The 16,248-nt window shown below is 71.2% G+C and carries 17 protein-coding genes; 10 read left to right on the top strand and 7 right to left on the bottom strand.

The genetic code is table 11. The features are described from left to right. Positions 1–44 precede the first annotated feature (44 nt). The 3 genes from KW843_RS26370 (at position 45) to KW843_RS26360 (ending at position 3,439) form a co-directional block, all read left to right on the top strand. Positions 45–1,484: an MFS transporter gene (locus tag KW843_RS26370; RefSeq protein WP_218298067.1), complete on the top strand. Its 1,440-nt coding sequence runs from the start codon at positions 45–47 to the stop codon at positions 1,482–1,484. A 234-nt stretch (positions 1,485–1,718) separates the two neighbouring features. Further along, positions 1,719–2,801, top strand: a complete 1,083-nt coding sequence (locus tag KW843_RS26365) for a pirin family protein (RefSeq protein ID WP_218298066.1) — start codon at positions 1,719–1,721, stop codon at positions 2,799–2,801. Between the two features lie 161 nt (positions 2,802–2,962). Continuing rightward, complete coding sequence (locus tag KW843_RS26360) at positions 2,963–3,439, top strand: peptidylprolyl isomerase (RefSeq protein WP_218298065.1); 477 nt, start codon at positions 2,963–2,965, stop codon at positions 3,437–3,439. A gap of 81 nt (positions 3,440–3,520) precedes the next feature. Here KW843_RS26360 and KW843_RS26355 read toward each other — a convergent pair whose 3' ends face one another. After that, positions 3,521–4,654, bottom strand: a complete 1,134-nt coding sequence (locus tag KW843_RS26355; protein WP_218298064.1) for a thiolase family protein — start codon at positions 4,652–4,654, stop codon at positions 3,521–3,523. Between the two features lie 235 nt (positions 4,655–4,889). Here KW843_RS26355 and KW843_RS26350 point away from each other — a divergent pair, with 235 nt between their 5' ends. After that, positions 4,890–5,483 carry a TetR/AcrR family transcriptional regulator gene (locus KW843_RS26350; RefSeq protein ID WP_218298063.1) on the top strand — a complete coding sequence of 198 codons (594 nt, stop codon included), beginning with the start codon at positions 4,890–4,892 and terminating at the stop codon, positions 5,481–5,483. A gap of 89 nt (positions 5,484–5,572) precedes the next feature. On the opposite strand, the gene KW843_RS26345 is transcribed toward KW843_RS26350, so the two are convergent. Further along, on the bottom strand, positions 5,573–6,502 hold the full coding sequence (locus KW843_RS26345) for a LysR family transcriptional regulator (protein ID WP_218298062.1): 930 nt from the start codon (positions 6,500–6,502) through the stop codon (positions 5,573–5,575). A gap of 108 nt (positions 6,503–6,610) precedes the next feature. On the opposite strand from KW843_RS26345, the gene KW843_RS26340 reads away from it, so the two are divergent. Continuing rightward, entirely contained in the window at positions 6,611–7,255 is a 645-nt protein-coding gene (locus tag KW843_RS26340; protein ID WP_218298061.1) for a glutathione S-transferase family protein, read from the top strand. Continuing rightward, positions 7,252–8,223 (top strand): pyridoxamine 5'-phosphate oxidase family protein, encoded by a 972-nt coding sequence (locus KW843_RS26335; RefSeq protein ID WP_218298060.1) that lies wholly within the window; start codon positions 7,252–7,254, stop codon positions 8,221–8,223. Before KW843_RS26340 ends, KW843_RS26335 begins: the two co-directional genes overlap by 4 nt. On the opposite strand, the gene KW843_RS26330 is transcribed toward KW843_RS26335, so the two are convergent. Both KW843_RS26330 and KW843_RS26325 read right to left on the bottom strand, forming a co-directional pair. Next, the gene (locus tag KW843_RS26330; RefSeq protein ID WP_218298059.1) at positions 8,192–9,061 is read right to left on the bottom strand and encodes a TIGR03915 family putative DNA repair protein; all 870 of its coding nucleotides are present in this window, start codon (positions 9,059–9,061) and stop codon (positions 8,192–8,194) included. The two genes, KW843_RS26335 and KW843_RS26330, sit on opposite strands and share 32 nt — an antisense overlap. 11 nt (positions 9,062–9,072) lie before the next feature. Further along, on the bottom strand, positions 9,073–10,359 hold the full coding sequence (locus KW843_RS26325; RefSeq protein ID WP_218298058.1) for a putative DNA modification/repair radical SAM protein: 1,287 nt from the start codon (positions 10,357–10,359) through the stop codon (positions 9,073–9,075). A 254-nt stretch (positions 10,360–10,613) separates the two neighbouring features. On the opposite strand from KW843_RS26325, the gene KW843_RS26880 reads away from it, so the two are divergent. Further along, positions 10,614–11,471, top strand: a complete 858-nt coding sequence (locus KW843_RS26880) for an AraC family transcriptional regulator (protein ID WP_255591883.1) — start codon at positions 10,614–10,616, stop codon at positions 11,469–11,471. A 127-nt stretch (positions 11,472–11,598) separates the two neighbouring features. Next, a complete protein-coding gene (locus KW843_RS26315; RefSeq protein WP_218298057.1) occupies positions 11,599–11,943 on the top strand; it encodes a VOC family protein in 345 nt (114 codons plus the stop codon). Positions 11,944–12,080: 137 nt separating this feature from the next. Here KW843_RS26315 and KW843_RS26310 read toward each other — a convergent pair whose 3' ends face one another. Continuing rightward, positions 12,081–12,926, bottom strand: a complete 846-nt coding sequence (locus KW843_RS26310; RefSeq protein WP_218298056.1) for a class III extradiol dioxygenase family protein — start codon at positions 12,924–12,926, stop codon at positions 12,081–12,083. Between the two features lie 11 nt (positions 12,927–12,937). Next, a complete protein-coding gene (locus KW843_RS26305) occupies positions 12,938–13,297 on the bottom strand; it encodes a protocatechuate 4,5-dioxygenase subunit alpha (protein ID WP_370628539.1) in 360 nt (119 codons plus the stop codon). A 72-nt stretch (positions 13,298–13,369) separates the two neighbouring features. Here KW843_RS26305 and KW843_RS26300 point away from each other — a divergent pair, with 72 nt between their 5' ends. Further along, the gene (locus tag KW843_RS26300) at positions 13,370–14,338 is read left to right on the top strand and encodes a LysR family transcriptional regulator (protein WP_370628538.1); all 969 of its coding nucleotides are present in this window, start codon (positions 13,370–13,372) and stop codon (positions 14,336–14,338) included. A gap of 27 nt (positions 14,339–14,365) precedes the next feature. Here the strand turns inward: KW843_RS26300 and KW843_RS26295 are convergent, their stop codons facing one another. Beyond that, positions 14,366–15,238, bottom strand: coding sequence for a gamma-glutamyl-gamma-aminobutyrate hydrolase family protein (locus KW843_RS26295; protein WP_218298053.1), 873 nt, complete (start codon positions 15,236–15,238; stop codon positions 14,366–14,368). A gap of 296 nt (positions 15,239–15,534) precedes the next feature. Here KW843_RS26295 and KW843_RS26290 point away from each other — a divergent pair. Next, a partial coding sequence (locus KW843_RS26290) for a FecR domain-containing protein (protein WP_218298052.1) occupies positions 15,535–16,248 on the top strand: 714 nt, incomplete at its 3' end.

Genomic DNA, 16,248 nt, shown 5'->3' with positions numbered 1-16,248 from the left:
GCGCGCGCCGCACTGCGAATCCTTTTTTTCACTCCCGCCGCTCCATGACCCTCCGCATCGAAGGCCGCGCACGCTGGCCCGCCCTCATCCTGCTGTGCCTGGGCGAGCTCATGATCGTGCTCGACACCACCATCGTGAACGTCGCGCTGCCCAGCATCAAGGCCGACCTGGGCTTCACCGAAACGTCCCTGGTGTGGGTGGTCAACGCCTACATGCTCACCTTTGGCGGCTGCCTGCTGCTGGGCGGGCGGCTCGGGGACTTGTATGGCCACCGGCGGCTGTTCCTGGCGGGCATCACGCTGTTCACCCTCGCGTCGCTGGCCTGCGGGTTGGCCCATACGCAGGGGCTGCTGGTGGCGGCGCGCGCCGTGCAGGGCGTGGGCGGGGCCGTGGTGTCGGCCGTGGCGCTGTCACTCATCATGAACCTGTTCACCGAGCCCGGCGAGCGCGCGCGGGCCATGGGGGTCTATGGTTTTGTCTGCGCCGGAGGCGGCAGCATTGGCGTGCTGCTGGGCGGCGTGCTCACCAGTGCGTTGAGCTGGCACTGGATCTTTCTGGTCAACATCCCCGTGGGCGCGGCCATCTACGCGGCCTGCCTGGTGCTGCTGCCGGGCGGCAAGGGGCATGCCCACGGCCAGCGGCTGGACGTGGCGGGCGCCGTCACCATCACCGCGTCGCTGATGCTGGCGGTGTATGCCATCGTCAATGGCAACGAGGCGGGCTGGGCCTCGCTGCAGTCGGTGGGGCTGCTGGGCGCCTCGGCCGCGCTGCTGGCGTTGTTCCTGTACATCGAATCGCACGTGGCCGCGCCCCTGGTGCCGCTGCCCTTGCTGCGCCAGCGCAACCTGGCCATCTCCAACGTGGTGGGCGTGCTGTGGGCCGCCGGGATGTTCGCGTGGTTCTTCTTGTCGGCGCTGTACATGCAGCTGGTGCTGGGCTACGACGCCATGCAGGTGGGCCTGGCCTTCCTGCCGTCCAATCTCATCATGGCGGGCTGTTCGCTGGGGCTGTCGGCCTGGGTGGTGATGCGCTACGGCATCCGCGGCACGCTGGGCTGGGGCCTGCTGCTGGCCGCCGTGGGCTTGGTGCTGTTCGCGCTGGCACCCGTGGACGGCCGCTTCGTGCCGCATGTGTTGCCCGGCATGCTGCTGCTGGGCGTGGGGGCGGGCATCGCGCTCAATCCGCTGCTGCTGGCCGCCATGGGCGACGTGAAGCCCGAGGATTCGGGCCTGGCCTCGGGTGTGGTCAACACCGCGTTCATGATGGGCGGCGCGCTGGGCCTGGCGGTGCTGGCCAGCCTGGCCGATGCGCGCACCGGCGCGCTGCGCGAAGCGGGGGCATCGGCCCCGATGGCCCTGAACGGCGGCTACCAGCTGGCGTTCTGGGTGGCGGCCGCGGGCTCGCTGGCGGCGGCGCTGCTGGGTGGCCTGGTGCTGCGGCCCGCGCGGCCCCCGGCCGTGGGCGCGCAGGTGGCGGCTCACTAGGGGACAAAAAACGAACTGCTATTGAATAAATAGCTGTTGGTGCAATATCCATAAGCGCTAGCGCCCCATTTCTTTCAAATTGCGAGCAAGGTGAGCCCGCCGGGATGGCCCCCACTGTCCTGCCTGGCGCACCGCACTGTTCCACCGGGCGCACTTCTGCTCAGGCACCATTGGCGCCATATTCCACTGGCATGCCGCCCGATCGTGGTGGTGCACAACACGAGGAGCCTTCGTATGTCGTCGTCCACACCTGCTGCAACCACCGCCCTGGTGCCCATCGTGCGCGCCCAGTTGCTGGGACCGCAGTGGCCCACGCTCGACCCGTTTCTTTTCTGCGCCCACCACGACGATGCCTATCCCGCGGGCAACGCCGCGTTTGGCCCGGCCGTGCCCATCGAAGACCGCCAGATCGGCAGCGACTTCAGCCGCAAGGACGGCTGGAGCATGTACCACGGCGACACCGTGCCCGGCTTTCCGGGCCACCCGCACCGGGGCTTCGAGACCGTGACGCTGGTGCGCAAGGGCCTGATCGACCATTCCGACTCGCTGGGCGCGGCCGCGCGGTTTGGCGGCGGCGACGTGCAGTGGGTCACGGCTGGCAAGGGCATCGTGCATTCCGAGATGTTCCCGCTGCTCAACGCCACCGAGCCCAACCCGCTGGAGTTGTTCCAGATCTGGCTGAACCTGCCGGCGCGCAACAAGATGGTGGAGCCGCACTTCACCATGCTGTGGAACGAGCGCATCCCGCGCCTGGTGCACCACGACGCCGCCGGCCGCGCCACCACGGTGACGGTGGTGGCGGGTGCCCTGCCCGGCGCGCCCGCGCCCCTGCCGCCGCCCCCGGAATCCTGGGCCTCGCAGCCCGAGGGCGACGTGGCCATCTGGACGCTGCGCCTGGAGCCGGGGGCCGAGTGGACCCTGCCTGCCGCCCAGGGCGAAGGCACGCAGCGCATGCTGTACTTCTTCGTGGGCGACAGCCTGCGCGTGGGCCCGCAGGACGTGGACCGCCACGCCGCGCTGCAGGTGCGCCCGCAAGAGGACTGGCTGCTGGCCAACACCGGCGCCACCACCGTGGAATGCCTGGTGCTGCAGGGCCGGCCGATTGGCGAACCCGTGGCGCAGTACGGCCCCTTCGTGATGAACACGCAGGCCGAGATCATGCAGGCCATGAACGACTACCGCCGCACCCAGTTCGGCGGCTGGCCCTGGGCCGAGCAGGACCCGGTGCACGGCACCGAGGCGCGGCGGTTTGCGCGCTACCCCGGCCAGGCCGAGGAAGAGCGCCCCGGCGAGGACGCCGCGGCGGCGCAGGCCTGAACACCTTCGCCCGGTGGGGTCGCGGGCGCGGCCGGGCGGGGTGCCTGGCCGCTCGTGGACAATCCAGGTTTTCGATGCGCGCAGCGCGGCCCGGGCGCCAGCCGGCGGGCAAGGCGCCACGCCGCACCCCCTGACCAAAAGATGAAAGCGCAAGCCCAGCCATGAGCACCCCCATCACCAAAGACTCCGCCGTCACCCTCACCTACAAGGTCACCACGCCCCAGGGCAAGCCGCTGGATGCCGGCAACCTGTCGTACCTGCACGGCGGCTACGAAAACATCTTCCCCAAGGTCGAGTCCGCCCTCGAAGGCCAGTCCGTGGGCTTTGCCACCACGCTGGACCTCGCCGTGGAAGACGCCTTCGGCGCGCGCGACGAAAACCTGGTGCGCACCATCCCCAAGACCGAGTTTCCGCCCGGCGTGAAGGTCGGCGGCCAGCTGCAGGGCGTGGGCAGCGACGGCCAGCCCGCCGTGTTCAACGTGGTCAAGATCAAGGGCCCCGAAGTGCACCTGGACGGCAACCACCCGCTGGCGGGCCAGGCCCTGAAGTTCAGCTGCAAGGTGACCGATGTGCGCGCCGCCAGCGCCGAAGAAATTGCGCACCGCCATGTGCATGGCGCGCACGGGCACCAGCACTGACATGGAGGGTGGCGGCCGCCCACGCTGGCTGCGGCCTCGTGGGCCGGCCCCCGGGCAGGCCGAGGCCCGGCGTGGAGAGGGCTACAGCGCCTCCAGCACCGTCGCAATCCCCTGTCCGCCGCCAATGCACTGCGTGGCCAGTGCGTAGCGGCCCTTCTCGCGCTGCAGCAGCGCGGCCGCCTTGCCGGTGATGCGCGCGCCCGTGGCGCCCAGCGGGTGGCCGATGGCCAGGCCGCCGCCGTCGAGGTTGATCGTGTCCTCGCGCAGCCCGAGTTCGCGGATGCAGGCCAGCGCCTGCGAGCCGAAGGCTTCGTTGATCTCCACCACATCCATGTCGCTGGCCGAGAGCCCCGCGCGCGCCAGCGCCTTGCGCGTGGCGGGCACGGGGCCCATGCCCATGTAGGCCGGGTCCACGCCCGCCGTGGCCAGGGCGCGGATGCGCGCCAGGGGTGACAGTCCGTGCCGGGCGGCGTAGGCCTCGGTGGCCACGAGCACGGCCACGGCGCCGTCGGTCAGCGGCGACGAGGTGCCCGCCGTCACCACGCCGTCCTCGCGGAACGCGGGGCGCAGCGCGGCCAGCGCCCCGGGCGTGGTGCCGGGGCGGATGCAGCCGTCCTGCGCCACCACCTCGCCCGCGTCCAGCGCGATGGGCACGATCTCCGCCTGCAGCCGGCCCGCCTCGCGCGCGGCGGCGGCCTTGCGGTGCGATGACACGGCCATCGCCTCCTGGTCGGCGCGGGACACCGCGTACCGGCGCGCCACGTTCTCGGCCGTCTCGCCCATGCTGATGTAGGCGTCGCTGTGCTCATACAGCGTGGGGTGGGCCGAGAAGTTGAAGCCACCCTGCGGCACCATGCTCATCGACTCCACGCCGATGCACAGGTACGCCTCGCCCAGGCCCGCCTCGATCTGCGCGGCGGCGATGTGGATGGCCGACATGGACGAGCCGCAGAAACGGTTCACCGTCATGCCGCCCAGCGCGTGCGGCAGCCCCGCCAGCAGCGACACGATGCGCGCGATGTTGTTGCCCTGCGCGGCCTCGGGGTAGGCGCAGCCGGCGATCACGTCCTCGAGCGTGGCCGGGTCGATGCCGGTGCGCTGCAGCAGGCCCGTGACGACCTGCGCGGCCAGGGTGTCGGGCCGCACCCCCGCCAGCGCGCCCTTGCGCGCGAAGTGAAAGGGGGAGCGGGCATAGGCGGAAATCAGTGCTTGCATGGCGGTGCCTTCCCTATTCCTGCGGATGGCGTGGCCGTGGGCGGAATCAGGCCGTGGCGGCGGCGGCGTGGCGCCGCGCCCGGCCAGGGGCGCGGGGAAGGGGACGTGGGGGTGGTCATGGGGGCTCCTGGAAGCGTGTTTTAGATGACGGTCATCACGTTTAAATTATATGACGACCATCATTTAAAATGTCAAGCTGGCGTTTTCGGGGCATCCGGCACAAAGGGGATCGGCGATGAAGGTGAGCAAGGAACAGATGGCGGAAAACCGCGAGCGCATCCTCGATGCGGCGGCGCGGTTGTTCCGCGAACGCGGGTTTGACGGCATCGGCGTGGCGGACCTCATGAAGAGCGCGGGGCTCACGCACGGCGGCTTCTACGGGCACTTCGCGTCCAAGGACGAGTTGATGGCGCAGGCCACGGCACGCGCGCTGGACGGGCTGCAGTCGGCATGGGCCGCGCTCGCGCGCGGCGCCGCGGCGCAGGGGCGGGATCCGCTCGCCGCGATCGAGTCGGCCTACCTGTCGCCGGGCCACCGCGATGCGCCGGGCCAGGGCTGCCTGCTCGCCGCGCTGGGCGGCGATGCGTCGCGCCAGGGGCCGGCCGTGCGCCGGGCCGTGACCGAAGGCATGCAGGCCCAGGTGGCGGGCCTGGCCACGCTGGTGCCCGGGCGCAGCAAGGCCGCCAAGCGCCAGCGCGCGCTGGCCGACTACGCCAGCCTCGTGGGCGCCCTGGTGCTGGCGCGGGCTGCGGACGACCCGCAGTTCTCCGACGAGATCCTGCAGGCCACGGCGGCGGCGCTGCGGCTGCCGGGGCATGCTGCGGACTGAGGGGGCGGATTGCTATTTATTTAATAGCTATTTGCGCCGGATGGATGGGCGTTGGCGGCCAAAATCATCGAGGTCGCCATGGCGGCCCGTCACCCCCGCCCGCCGCTGCGCCGCGCCAGGCCCCGCCCCTGCAGCACCGGCTCGGCCGCGAGCCGCCCGCGCGCGAATTCGACGAAGGCCCGCACCTTGGCGGGCGCGCGCCGTCCCGCGGGGTAGACGATGTGCACGGGCACCGGGTCGGGCTCGTGCTCGGCCAGCACCACGCGCAGGCGCCCGGCGCGCAGGCTGGCGGCGGCCTGGTAGGCCAGGCACCGGGTGAGCCCGAGGCCCGCCTCGGCGGCGGCGATGTCCACCTCGTTGCTGTTGCTGATCCAGGCCTGCTGCGGCATGCCCGTGGCGCCGCCCCGGAACTTCCAGGGCGCGGGCGCGCGCGCATCGAACGAAAAGGCGATCGCCCGGTGCTGCCCCAGTTCCTGCGGGTGGCGCGGCTCCCCATGCCGTGCGAGGTAGCCGGGCGACGCCACCACCATGCGCCGCAGCGCGCCCACCCGCAGCGCGGTCAGGCCCGAGTCCGGCAGGTGGGCGATGCGCACGGCCACGTCCATGTCCTCCTCCAGCAGGTGCACCAGCCGGTTCACGAACAGCGTGCGCGCCTGTACGCGGGGCTGGGCCTGCAGGAAGTCCAGCACGATGGGCGCCACGTGCTGGATGCCGAACATCTGCGGCGCGGTGATGGACAGCAGACCCTGCGCCTCGGCCTGCGCGCCGCTGGCGGCCTGCTCGGCCTCCTGCAGGTCGTTCAGGATCGGGCGGCAGTCGGCCAGGAAGCGTTCGCCCGCCTCGGTCAGCCGCACCATGCGCGTGCTGCGCTGGAACAGCAGCACCGACAGGCGGGCCTCCAGCGCCGCGATGGCGCGGGTCACGGCCGTGGCCGAGCAGCCCAGGCGCCGCGCCGCCACGGCGAAGCCGCCCGCATCGGCCACGGCCACGAAGCAGCGCAGGGTGTCGAGATGGTCCATTGTTGCGGAAAATGCAATTTTGAAAGACGAACTATGGCTATTCACAGCGAGATGCGCAATAGCTAACGTGGAGGCTTCTTTGTTGACCCCTGTTCAGGACCCACCGCCATGGCACCCACCTCCCCTTTGACGCTGTACCGCATGTCCATCTCGGGCCACTGCCACCGTGCCGAGCTGATGCTCTCGATGCTGGGCCTGCCCCACGCGCTGATCGACGTGAACCTGCTCGCCGGCGAACACCGGCAGGCCGCCCACCTGGCGCGCAACCCGCTGGGCCAGGTGCCCGTGCTGGTGGATGGCGACGTGGTGCTGTCCGACAGCAACGCCATCCTCGTGTACCTGGTGCAGCGTTACGCGCCCGGCAGCCACTGGCTGCCGCAGGACCCGGTGGGCCAGGCCGGCCTGCAGCGCTGGTTCAGCCTGGCGGCCGGCATGCTGGCCCCCGGGGCATCGAGCGCACGTTTTGCCGCCCTCACGGGCCGCGAGCCCAGCGAGGCGGCGCTCGCCATCGGCCGCAGGCTCTTCGACTTCATGGAGCCCGCGCTTGACGGCCGCGACTGGCTGCTGGGCGGTGCCGCCCCCACGCTGGCCGACATCGCCATGGTGAGCTACACCTCGCAGGCGCCGATCGGCGGTTTGTCGCTCGCCACCTATCCGCGCATCGCGGCCTGGGTGGCGCGCATGGAAGCCCTGCCGGGCTATGTGCCGCTGGCGGACCGCCTGCCCGCCCCTGGCGCCATGGTGCCGGCATGAACGCCACGCCCGCCGCCGCCTTCCACGCGGGCGAGCAGGCCCTGCAGGAGCGCGTGGGCGTGCGCGAGCGCATGGCCGCCGTGGGGCCCCTGGTGCTGCGCGACCACATGCCCGACCAGCACCGCGAGCTGTTCGAAAAGCTGCCCACCTTGCTGCTGGGTACGCTCGACGACCAGGGCCAGCCCTGGGCCACCATGGTGGCCGGACCGCCGGGCTTCGTGCGCACGCCCGATGCCCGTGCCATGCACATGGCGGTGGTGCCCGATGCGGCCGACCCGGTGCTGGCCCAGTTGGTGCCCGGTGCGCCGGTGGGCGTGCTGGGCCTGGAGCCGCACACGCGCCGGCGCAACCGCATGAACGGGCGGGTGGCGTCGTTCGGCGCCCGCGGGCTGGAGGTGGACGTGGTGCAGAGCTTCGGCAACTGCCCCAAGTACATCCAGGCGCGTGCGCCCGGCCTGCGCGCGGAGGTGACGCCGCCGGCACCGGCCCAGGTGCTGGGTGCGGGGCTCGACGCCGCCGCGCGGGGCCTGATCGCGCGCAGCGACACGATGTTCATCGCGAGTGCCTCGGCGGCGCACCCGGGCGCAGGGCGCGATGAAGGCGTGGACGTGTCGCACCGTGGCGGCGAGCCGGGCTTCGTGCATGCCGAGCAAACGGCCGAGGGCCTGGTGCTCAGCCTTCCCGACTACCCTGGCAACCTGTTCTTCAACACCCTGGGCAATCTCGCGCTGCACCCGCAGGCCGGGCTGCTGTGGGTGGACTATGACGGTGGCGGCCTGCTGCACGTGGCCGCCCGCGCCGAGCTGCTCTGGGACGAGGCCCCGCGTGCGCGCTGGCCCGGCGCGCAGCGCGTGCTGCGGCTGCAGGTGCTGGGCGGCGTGTGGCGCGCACATGCGCTGCCCTGGCGCTGGACGGCGGCCGAGCCCGCGCCGCAGTTCAGCGCGATGCGCGCGCGTGCGACGGAATGAGCGGCGCGATGGCCTTGCGCGGCGCGGTGGCCTCGGCCTGCACCATGCGCGCGCTGCGTTCGTGGGCGCCGCGCGCCAGCTCGGTGATCAGGGAGGCCTCGGGCAGGTTGTGCCAGTAGCGCTGCGGCATCTCCTTGCGCATCATGTCGGTCTTCAGGCGCGCGGGGTTGAAGATGTGGCGGTAGTAGGTGAGCCACAGCGCCTCGCCGGCGTCGGGCGGCGGCGCATCGCTGCGCTGGCCGCCCGGGCCGGTGTGCAGCGCCGTGCCGTCCCAGCGCACGCTGGCATCGGGCGTGAGGATGGCCCAGCGCATCTGCGTGAAGCGCCGCACGAAGAAGCCCGCATTGGCCTCGGTGATGAGGTGGTCGGGCTCGAACCAGGCCACCTGCACGGTATGGCCCTCGGTGTCGGTCATGGGGCGAAAGCGCACGAAGGCGTGCATCTTGTGCATGTCGCGCGCCACGGCACGCACCATGTGGTGGGCCTGCAGGCGGTCGGCATCCAAGGGGTCGTGGCGCAGCCCGCGCTCGCGCACCAGGCGCCACAGCAGGCGGTACATGAGCGCGAAGCGCACCGGGTTGCGGTGCAGCACCAGGCGCTCGCACAGGCGCAGGAAATCCTCGGGCACCCGGGGCGCCGCGCCGCCCGCCGGGGACGGCAGCGGATCCACGGAGGAGCCCGGTGGCGCGGGGCTGGCGAACAGGTCCTGCGCGGCCCCTTGCGCGGTGAACCATTGCACCTCCTGCGGCGGCACGCCGGCCTGCACCAGCGCGCGCGCGGCCCGGCGAAAGCCCGGCCAGTCGGTGGCATGTGCGAGGGTGATGGTGTGCCGGGCCATGGTGGCTTGCATCAATCGAAAAGCTTGCGCTGCGCCGGCGGCGGGGCCATGCGCGCGGCCAGGTCGGTCGCATCCAGCGCGCGGCCCGGCCGGTAGTCGGCGGCCTCCACGAAGGGCAGCACCTTCTGGAGCGGCACGCGCAACCGCGCCAGGTCGGCGTGGCGCAGGCGGCGCACGCGGCGCGCGGCCAGCAGGCGGTCCACCGTCAACACGCCGAAGCCGGGCACGCGCAGCAGCAGCTCGCGCGGGGCGGTGTTCAGGTTCACGGGAAAACGCTCGCGGTGCGCGATGGCCCAGGCGAGCTTGGGGTCCATGTCCAGCGCCAGCATGCCGCCCTGGCCGGCGGGCACGATCTCGCCGTGCGCGAAGCCATAAAAGCGCATCAGCCAGTCGGCCTGGTACAGGCGGTGCTCGCGCACGGTGGGTGGCGCGACGAGCGGCAGCGCGCGCGCCGCGTCGGGGATGGGGCTGAAGGCCGAGTAGTACACGCGCCGCAGCCGGTGCACGCCGTACAGCCCGGCGCTGGTGGCCAGGATGGTGCGGTCGTCGGTGGCGTCGGCGCCGACGATCATCTGCGTGCTCTGCCCGCCGGGCGCGAAGTGTGGTGCCGCCGCGCGCCGCGTGAGCGTGCGCCGGGTGGCGGGCATCGACACCACCTGGGCGGCGGCCTGCTGTTCCTTGCGCGCCTGCCGCGCGTCCTCGATGTGCACCGCCATGCGCGCCATGGAGCGCGCGATGGCCGCGCCGTCCTTCTGCGGCGCCAGGGCCGTGAGCCCTTCGGGCGTGGGCAGCTCCACGTTGATGCTCAGCCGGTCGGCATGGCGGCCCGCGCGCTCCATCAGCTCGGGCGAGGCATCGGGGATGGTCTTGAGGTGGATGTAGCCGCGAAAGTCGTGCTCCTCGCGCAGCACGCGCGCCACCTCCACCACCTGCTCCATGGTGTAGTCGGGGCTCTGGATGATGCCGCTGGAGAGGAACAGCCCCTCGATGCAGTTGCGCCGGTAGAAGTCCAGCGTGAGCTGCACCACCTCCTGCACCGTGAAGCGGGCGCGCGGCACGTTGCTGCTGACCCGGTTCACGCAGTACAGGCAGTCGTACTGGCAGAAGTTGGTGAGCAGGATCTTGAGCAGCGAGATGCAGCGGCCGTCCGGCGCGTAGCTGTGGCAGATGCCCATGCCCTCGGTGGAGCCCATGCCGCGCCCGCCCACCGAATCGCGCGGCGCCGCGCCGCTGGATGCGCACGAGGCGTCGTACTTGGCGGCGTCGGCCAGGATGGCGAGTTTGGACTGTAAATTCACTGTATGAATTTACAGTATTTTCCGATGCCCGAGCAGCCCGCAGGGTGTTTTTGCTATTAAAAAAATAGCTGTTCGTGCAGATGGATCAAGCGCTGGGCGCCAAAAAGGCTTGAAGCCTGTGGCTGCGCGGCCTCCCGTGCCAGCACCGCCGGGGTTCGCGGGCCGCGCGGGGTCCGCGAACCCCGGCGACCTGGGGAGCCGCTGGGCGGTGTAAGGTGGCCCACCGGCGCACTTCGGCCCGGCAGGAGGAACCCATGCCATCGCTCATCGCCTCAAGCCGGGCCATCCCCGGCCCCGGCTTGCCGGGGCTGCCCGCCGCCGCCTGCGCGATGTGGGGGTTCGAGGAATACCTGCCGCACACGGTGCGCCGCCTGGAGGTCGCGCACGCGGGCATCAAGCTGATCATCGGCTGGCACGCGGCTTACGGCGTCGGGCAGCCCGGCGGCGCCATGCAGCGGTACCAATCCCTGGTGGCGGGGCTCGGTGGCGGGCCGATGGTGACCGAGCACCTGGGAGCGCAGTCCTGCGTGGAAGTGACGCTGGCACCCTGGCTGGGCTTTCAGCTGTTCCATGGCAGTCCGGATGTGCTCTCGTGCCCGGTGGCCGCGCTGGCCGATGTGTGGGGCGGCACGGCCACGCGGCTGTCCGAGCAGTTGCACCACGCGCCGGATTGGCCCGCGCGGTTTGCCCTGGTGCAGCGGTGTCTGCAGGGGGTGCTGGGCCGGTCGCGCCACACGGCGCAGGCCCCGGTGCGGCAGGCCTGGGCATTGCTCAGCGCGCAACGCGGCAACCTGTCCATGTCTGCCCTGTGCCGCGCCGTGGGCTGGAGCGAGCGGCATCTGGCGCTGCAGTCCCGCAACCAGTTGGGGGATACACCCAAGCGCCTGGCGCGGCGGCTGCGTTTTGGCGCGGCCCAGCAGGCCCTGGGAGAGGTCACCGGGCCCGCGGGGATGGCGGACCTGGCGGATCTGGCCGCCCGCTGCGGATATGCCGACCAGAGCCACCTGAGCCGGGAGTTCCGGCACTTTGCCGGTTGCTCGCCAGCGGCCTATCAGCGCGCAGGCTGGGCCGATGTCCCGGGCAAGCCTGCCAGCCTGGTGGAGACGGCGTAGCCGGGGGGAGAGGACGGGGCCGCGGTCCGAGGCACCGGAACCCCCCAGGTCATTTTTCTTCAAGACGGACAGGCGCAAGCAGCCCAGACTGGCGAACCTGACTTGTTTTTTTCAGATGGAGCTTCCGATGCACGCCAACGTCTCATTCCTTGAAATTGGAGCCGAAAACGCCCTGGTTTCGCAGCAGTTTTTCAGCCACCTCTTTCAATGGGCCTTCGAGCCCACGGAGAAGGAGGGCGAGGGCTGGTTTCGCAATGGGAACATGAACGTCGGCCTGCATGGCGCAGACCCTGCGCGGGCCATCACCCCCTTCTTTGAAGTGGCCGATGCGACGCAGGCGGCCCAGCGTGTGCTGGCGCTGGGAGGGACCGTGCAGCCTCCGGGGCCGCAGGAGCCCGGCTTTGGCGTGTTTCTCATGTGCACGGACCCCGGCGGGGTCCGCTTTGGCCTGCACCAGCCGGCAGGGCGTTGAAGGCGGCGGCCAGCGCTCCTTGGAACCCGTTCGAGGCCTTGGTGGCGCCGCGCGCCTTCCTTGCGGTGGCCGGCCGCTAGCCCGCGCATCCAGAACCCCTGGGCAGGTTCTGGGCGCCTGGGCTGCCGTCCACCGTGCTACACCGCCTCCAGCGCCATGACAGCGGTGGCGGTGTTCGAGATCGGGATGTGGTAGTTGCTGTGCACGCGGCGCACGCCCGGCGCGGCGGCGCTGAGCGCGCCGCGCATCGCCAGCCACATGAGCAGCTCCACGCCCTGGGTGCCCGTCTTCTCCACCAGCTCGTGCACGCTGAACTGCGTGGCCCATTCAGGGTTGGTGGTCAGGCTCTCGATGAACTGCAGGTCGAACGCCTTGTTGATGAAGCCCGCGCGCTCGCCGTCGAGCTGGTGGCTCAGGCCGCCGGAGGCCATCACCGCCACCTTCTTGTCGCTGTCCCAGCTCTGGATGGCCTGGCCCACGGCCTTGCCCAGCGCATAGCAGCGCTTGGCCGACGGCAGCGGGAACTGCACGGTGTTGATGCACACCGGCACCACCGTCACGGGGCAGTCGCCCTCGGGCCAGAAGAGCTTGAGCGGCAGCGTGCAGGCGTGGTCCACCAGCATCTCCTGGCAGGTGGTCACGTCGAACTCCTGGTCGATCAGCGTGTTGATGAGATGCCACGACAGGTCCACCTCGCCCGCGAATGGCGGCAGCGTGGGAATGCCCCAGCCCTCGTCGGCGTTGTGGTATTCGGCGGCGGCGCCCACGGCGAAGGTGGGTATCTTGTCCAGGAAGAAGTTCAGGCCGTGGTCGTTGTAGAACATCACGACCACATCGGGCTTGCGGGCCTGCAGCCACTGGCGGATGGGCGGAAAGCCGTCGAAGAAGGGTTTCCAGTAGGGCTCGTTCTGCAGGCCCTTGTGGATGGCGCCGCCAATGGCGGGGATGTGCGAGGTGCCGAGGCCACCGATGAGTTGTGCCATGTGATGTCTCCTTATTGGCCGGCGGCCACGAGCATGGCCTTGAATTCGTCCTTGGTCATGCCCGTCTGCTGCGCGCCGATGTCCTGCATGTCGAGCTTGAAGATGCCCGCGAACTTGGCCAGGTAGTAGGCGTTGCCGCCCGCCGCGATGAGCTGCAGCACGTTCCTGGCGCGGATGGCGGCGGCCTGCTGCGCGTTCAGGCCGTACTGCTGCATGTAGGCCTCCTCGTCCTCGGCGAAGGCCTTGCGGTTGGCCTCGTCGTTGAACGAGAAGCACATCTTGTTGAGCGCATAGCCCTTGCGGGCCTGGGCGCCATCGAACGGCGTGGTGCCCGGGATGGGGCGCGGCGGGGTGGGTTTCGTGGTCACGATGTCTCCGTGGCTTGATGTAGGTCAGGCCGCAGTGTCGGGCGTGCATTGCCAAAGATGAAGGGGGCAAAGATCATCGAACGCATGAGCAGAATCGATGATTGGTCGGGCCTGGACGCCCACCTGCTGCAACTGCTGGTGGCGGTGCTGGAAACCGGCAGCATCACCGCCGCCGCCGCCCGTCTGGGCGTCACGCAGTCGGCGGTGAGCCACCTGCTGGGCAAGCTGCGCGCCATCACGGGAGACCCGCTGTTCGTCAAGCGGGGGCGGGGTATCGTGCCCACCGCGCGGGCCGAAAGCCTGGCGGCGCCGGCGCGCGAGCTGCTGCGCCAGATGCAGCAGTTCGCGCAGGGCTGCGCGTTCGACCCTGCCCGCTGGCGGGCCGACCTGACCCTGGCCGCCAACGATTTCCAGCGCGACCTGCTGCTGCCGCCCCTGGCCGCCCGCCTGCGCGAGGCCGCGCCCGATGTCACGCTGCGCATCGTGCCCAGCGGCGCGCCCGGCGCGGACCTGCTGCGCTCGGATGCATGCCAGCTGGCCATCACCCCGCGCCCGCCGGACGGCACCGACATCCTGCAAAAGCGCCTGTTCGAGGACCAGTACCGGGTGTTTTACGACCCTGCCGTGCGCGAGGCGCCGCGCGACGCGCAGGACTATCTCGCGGCGGCGCATGTGACGGTGGCCTATGAGGCGCACCGCGGCCTGGCGCTGGACCGCCAGCTCGCGGCCCGCGGCCTGCACCGCCGCTTCGCGGTGCGCGTGCCGGGCTTCGGGGCGCTGCCCGCGTTCGTGCGCGGCACGCCGCTGCTCACCACCGCCCCCTCGCTGCTGGGCCGCACGGCGCTCTCGGCGCTGGCCAGCGCGCCCGTGCCGGTGCCTTGCCCGCGCCTGCCGATGTACCTGGTCTGGCACGCGCGCTACCAGCAGGATGCGGCGCACCGCTGGCTGCGGGCGCAGATGGAGGATGTGGTGGGGACGGCCCTGGCCGGCGGCCCGGGCGCCGAGGTCAAGGCCGGGCAAGCCGTGCGGGCGCAGCCCGCCTGAGGCGCCGCGCCTGGGCGCGGCGTGCGCTCACTCCCGGGTCCTGTGCAGCGCCTGCCGCAGCATCCGTGTCGCCCGGTCGCGGATGCGCAGGGGGCCGCGGTGCGGCGGGGGGTTGGCCTTGGCCAGCGCACAGGCGGACAGGAAGTCGTCGAGGATGGCGGTGTCGTCCAAGGTGTCCGCGCCCACCTTGTGAAATTCCGGATGCCACTGCGTGGCGGCGATGTAGCCGCGCCCTGGCGCGGGCTTCAGGCGGATCGCTTCGGGCACGCCGTCGGGTTCGCTCAGGGCCTCGACGACAAAATCCGGCGCCACCCGCTTGATGCCCTGGTGGTGGATGCTGTTGACGCGGGCGCGGGGCGTGTCGGGATACAGCTTGGCCAGGTGCGAGTCCGGCACGATATGGATGTCGTGGAAATGCTGGTCGTACGTGGTCGCGTTGCGGTGCTCCAGCGCCCCGGGGTGCTGGGTCTGCAGGTCCTGGTAGAGCGCACCGCCAAACGCCACGTTGATCAGCTGCAGGCCCCGGCAGACGCCGAAGATGGGCTTGCGCACCTCGGCGAACGCTTTCACCACGGCCAGGTCGTACAGGTCGCGCACCCGGTCGCCCAGCCACTCCTCGCGCAGCGGCTCCTCGCCGTAGTTGCCCGGCCAGACGTCGGCGCCGCCGTGCATGACCACGCCGTCGAGCCAGTCGGCGTAGTGCGCGAGCGTCACGTCGCCGCGCGCCGTCTCGCCCGTGGGACAGGGCACCATCACGACCATCGCGCCGGCGGACATGAGCCAGTGCGCGATGGACTGCTCGACGTACTGCAGCGTCTTGCCGGTGAAAAGCGGGCGGGTGGGGTCGGCATGCTGGAAACAGGCGGACAGACCAATCTTGAGGCGGCGGGAAGCGGGCATGGTGGAGGCTCCGGGCAGTACGCAAATGGTGTGCACCCGGTGCGATGCAAGGGGTATGCCAATTTGTAGCACCGACCCCGCACGGCGTCTGTAGGAAGGGGCCGTGCGGGGTGGTGCGCGATCCCCGGGCCCTGACTTGATGCTGCGAAATGTGGCTTTCTTCATGAAAATGCAAGCGCATGCAGCGTGTAGGCGGGGGGCTGCGGGGCCGGGGCTCGTGATAATTTCTGCACGCCGGGCGCCAGGGAGGTTGCGCCCGGCGGGTGCCATTCCAGCCTTCCCCGAAAGTCCACGACATGCCCCACAAGAAGAATTGCCTGCCCGCCCTCACGGCGCTGGCCGCGTTGACCGCCCTGGCCTGGCCGCTCTCCGGCCACGCCGCCGTGCCCGCGGGCGCGGCCGCGGAGATCGTCAGCCTGCAGGGTACGGGCGACCAGCGCGCCGCGGCTGCCGCCGACTGGCAGCCCGCCCGCCCCGCCCAGGCCCTGGCCACGGGCGACTTCGTGCGCACGCGCCAGGCCGCCAAGATGGCCCTGCTGTTCGCCGACGACACGCAGCTGCGCCTGCACCAGAACACCGTGCTGCAGGTCAAGGGCGTGGCCACGCCGGCCCAGCCCGTGACCACCCTGCTGCTCAACGCCGGGCGCGCGTGGACGCAGACGCGCCGGGCCGATGGCAGCCGGCTGAACCTGGAGACGCCGGCCGCCACCGCCGCGATCCGCGGCACGGACTGGGACCTCGCCGTGGAGGACGATGGCCGCACGCTGCTCACCGTGCTGTCGGGCACGGTGGAGTTCTCCAATGCGCAGGGCCAGGTCTCGGTGGGCGCCAACGAGGCTGCCATCGCCGAGGTGGGCAAGGCCCCGGTCAAGCTCGTGCTGAGCCAGCCGCGCGACCGCATCCAGTGGGTGAACGCCCTGCGCGCCGACCCCGTGCCGCACCTCGCCGCCGAGCCCGTGCCGCCGCCGCTCGCGCCGGTGCGCGCCGCGCTGGCCGCCCGCGATCTGGCC

The sequence above is a fragment of the Acidovorax sp. sif1233 genome, assembly GCF_019218755.1.
Classification (GTDB): Bacteria; Pseudomonadota; Gammaproteobacteria; order Burkholderiales; family Burkholderiaceae_C; genus Acidovorax.
The sequence above is the reverse complement of the archived record's forward strand: the minus strand, read 5'-3'. Positions and strand labels throughout refer to the sequence as shown.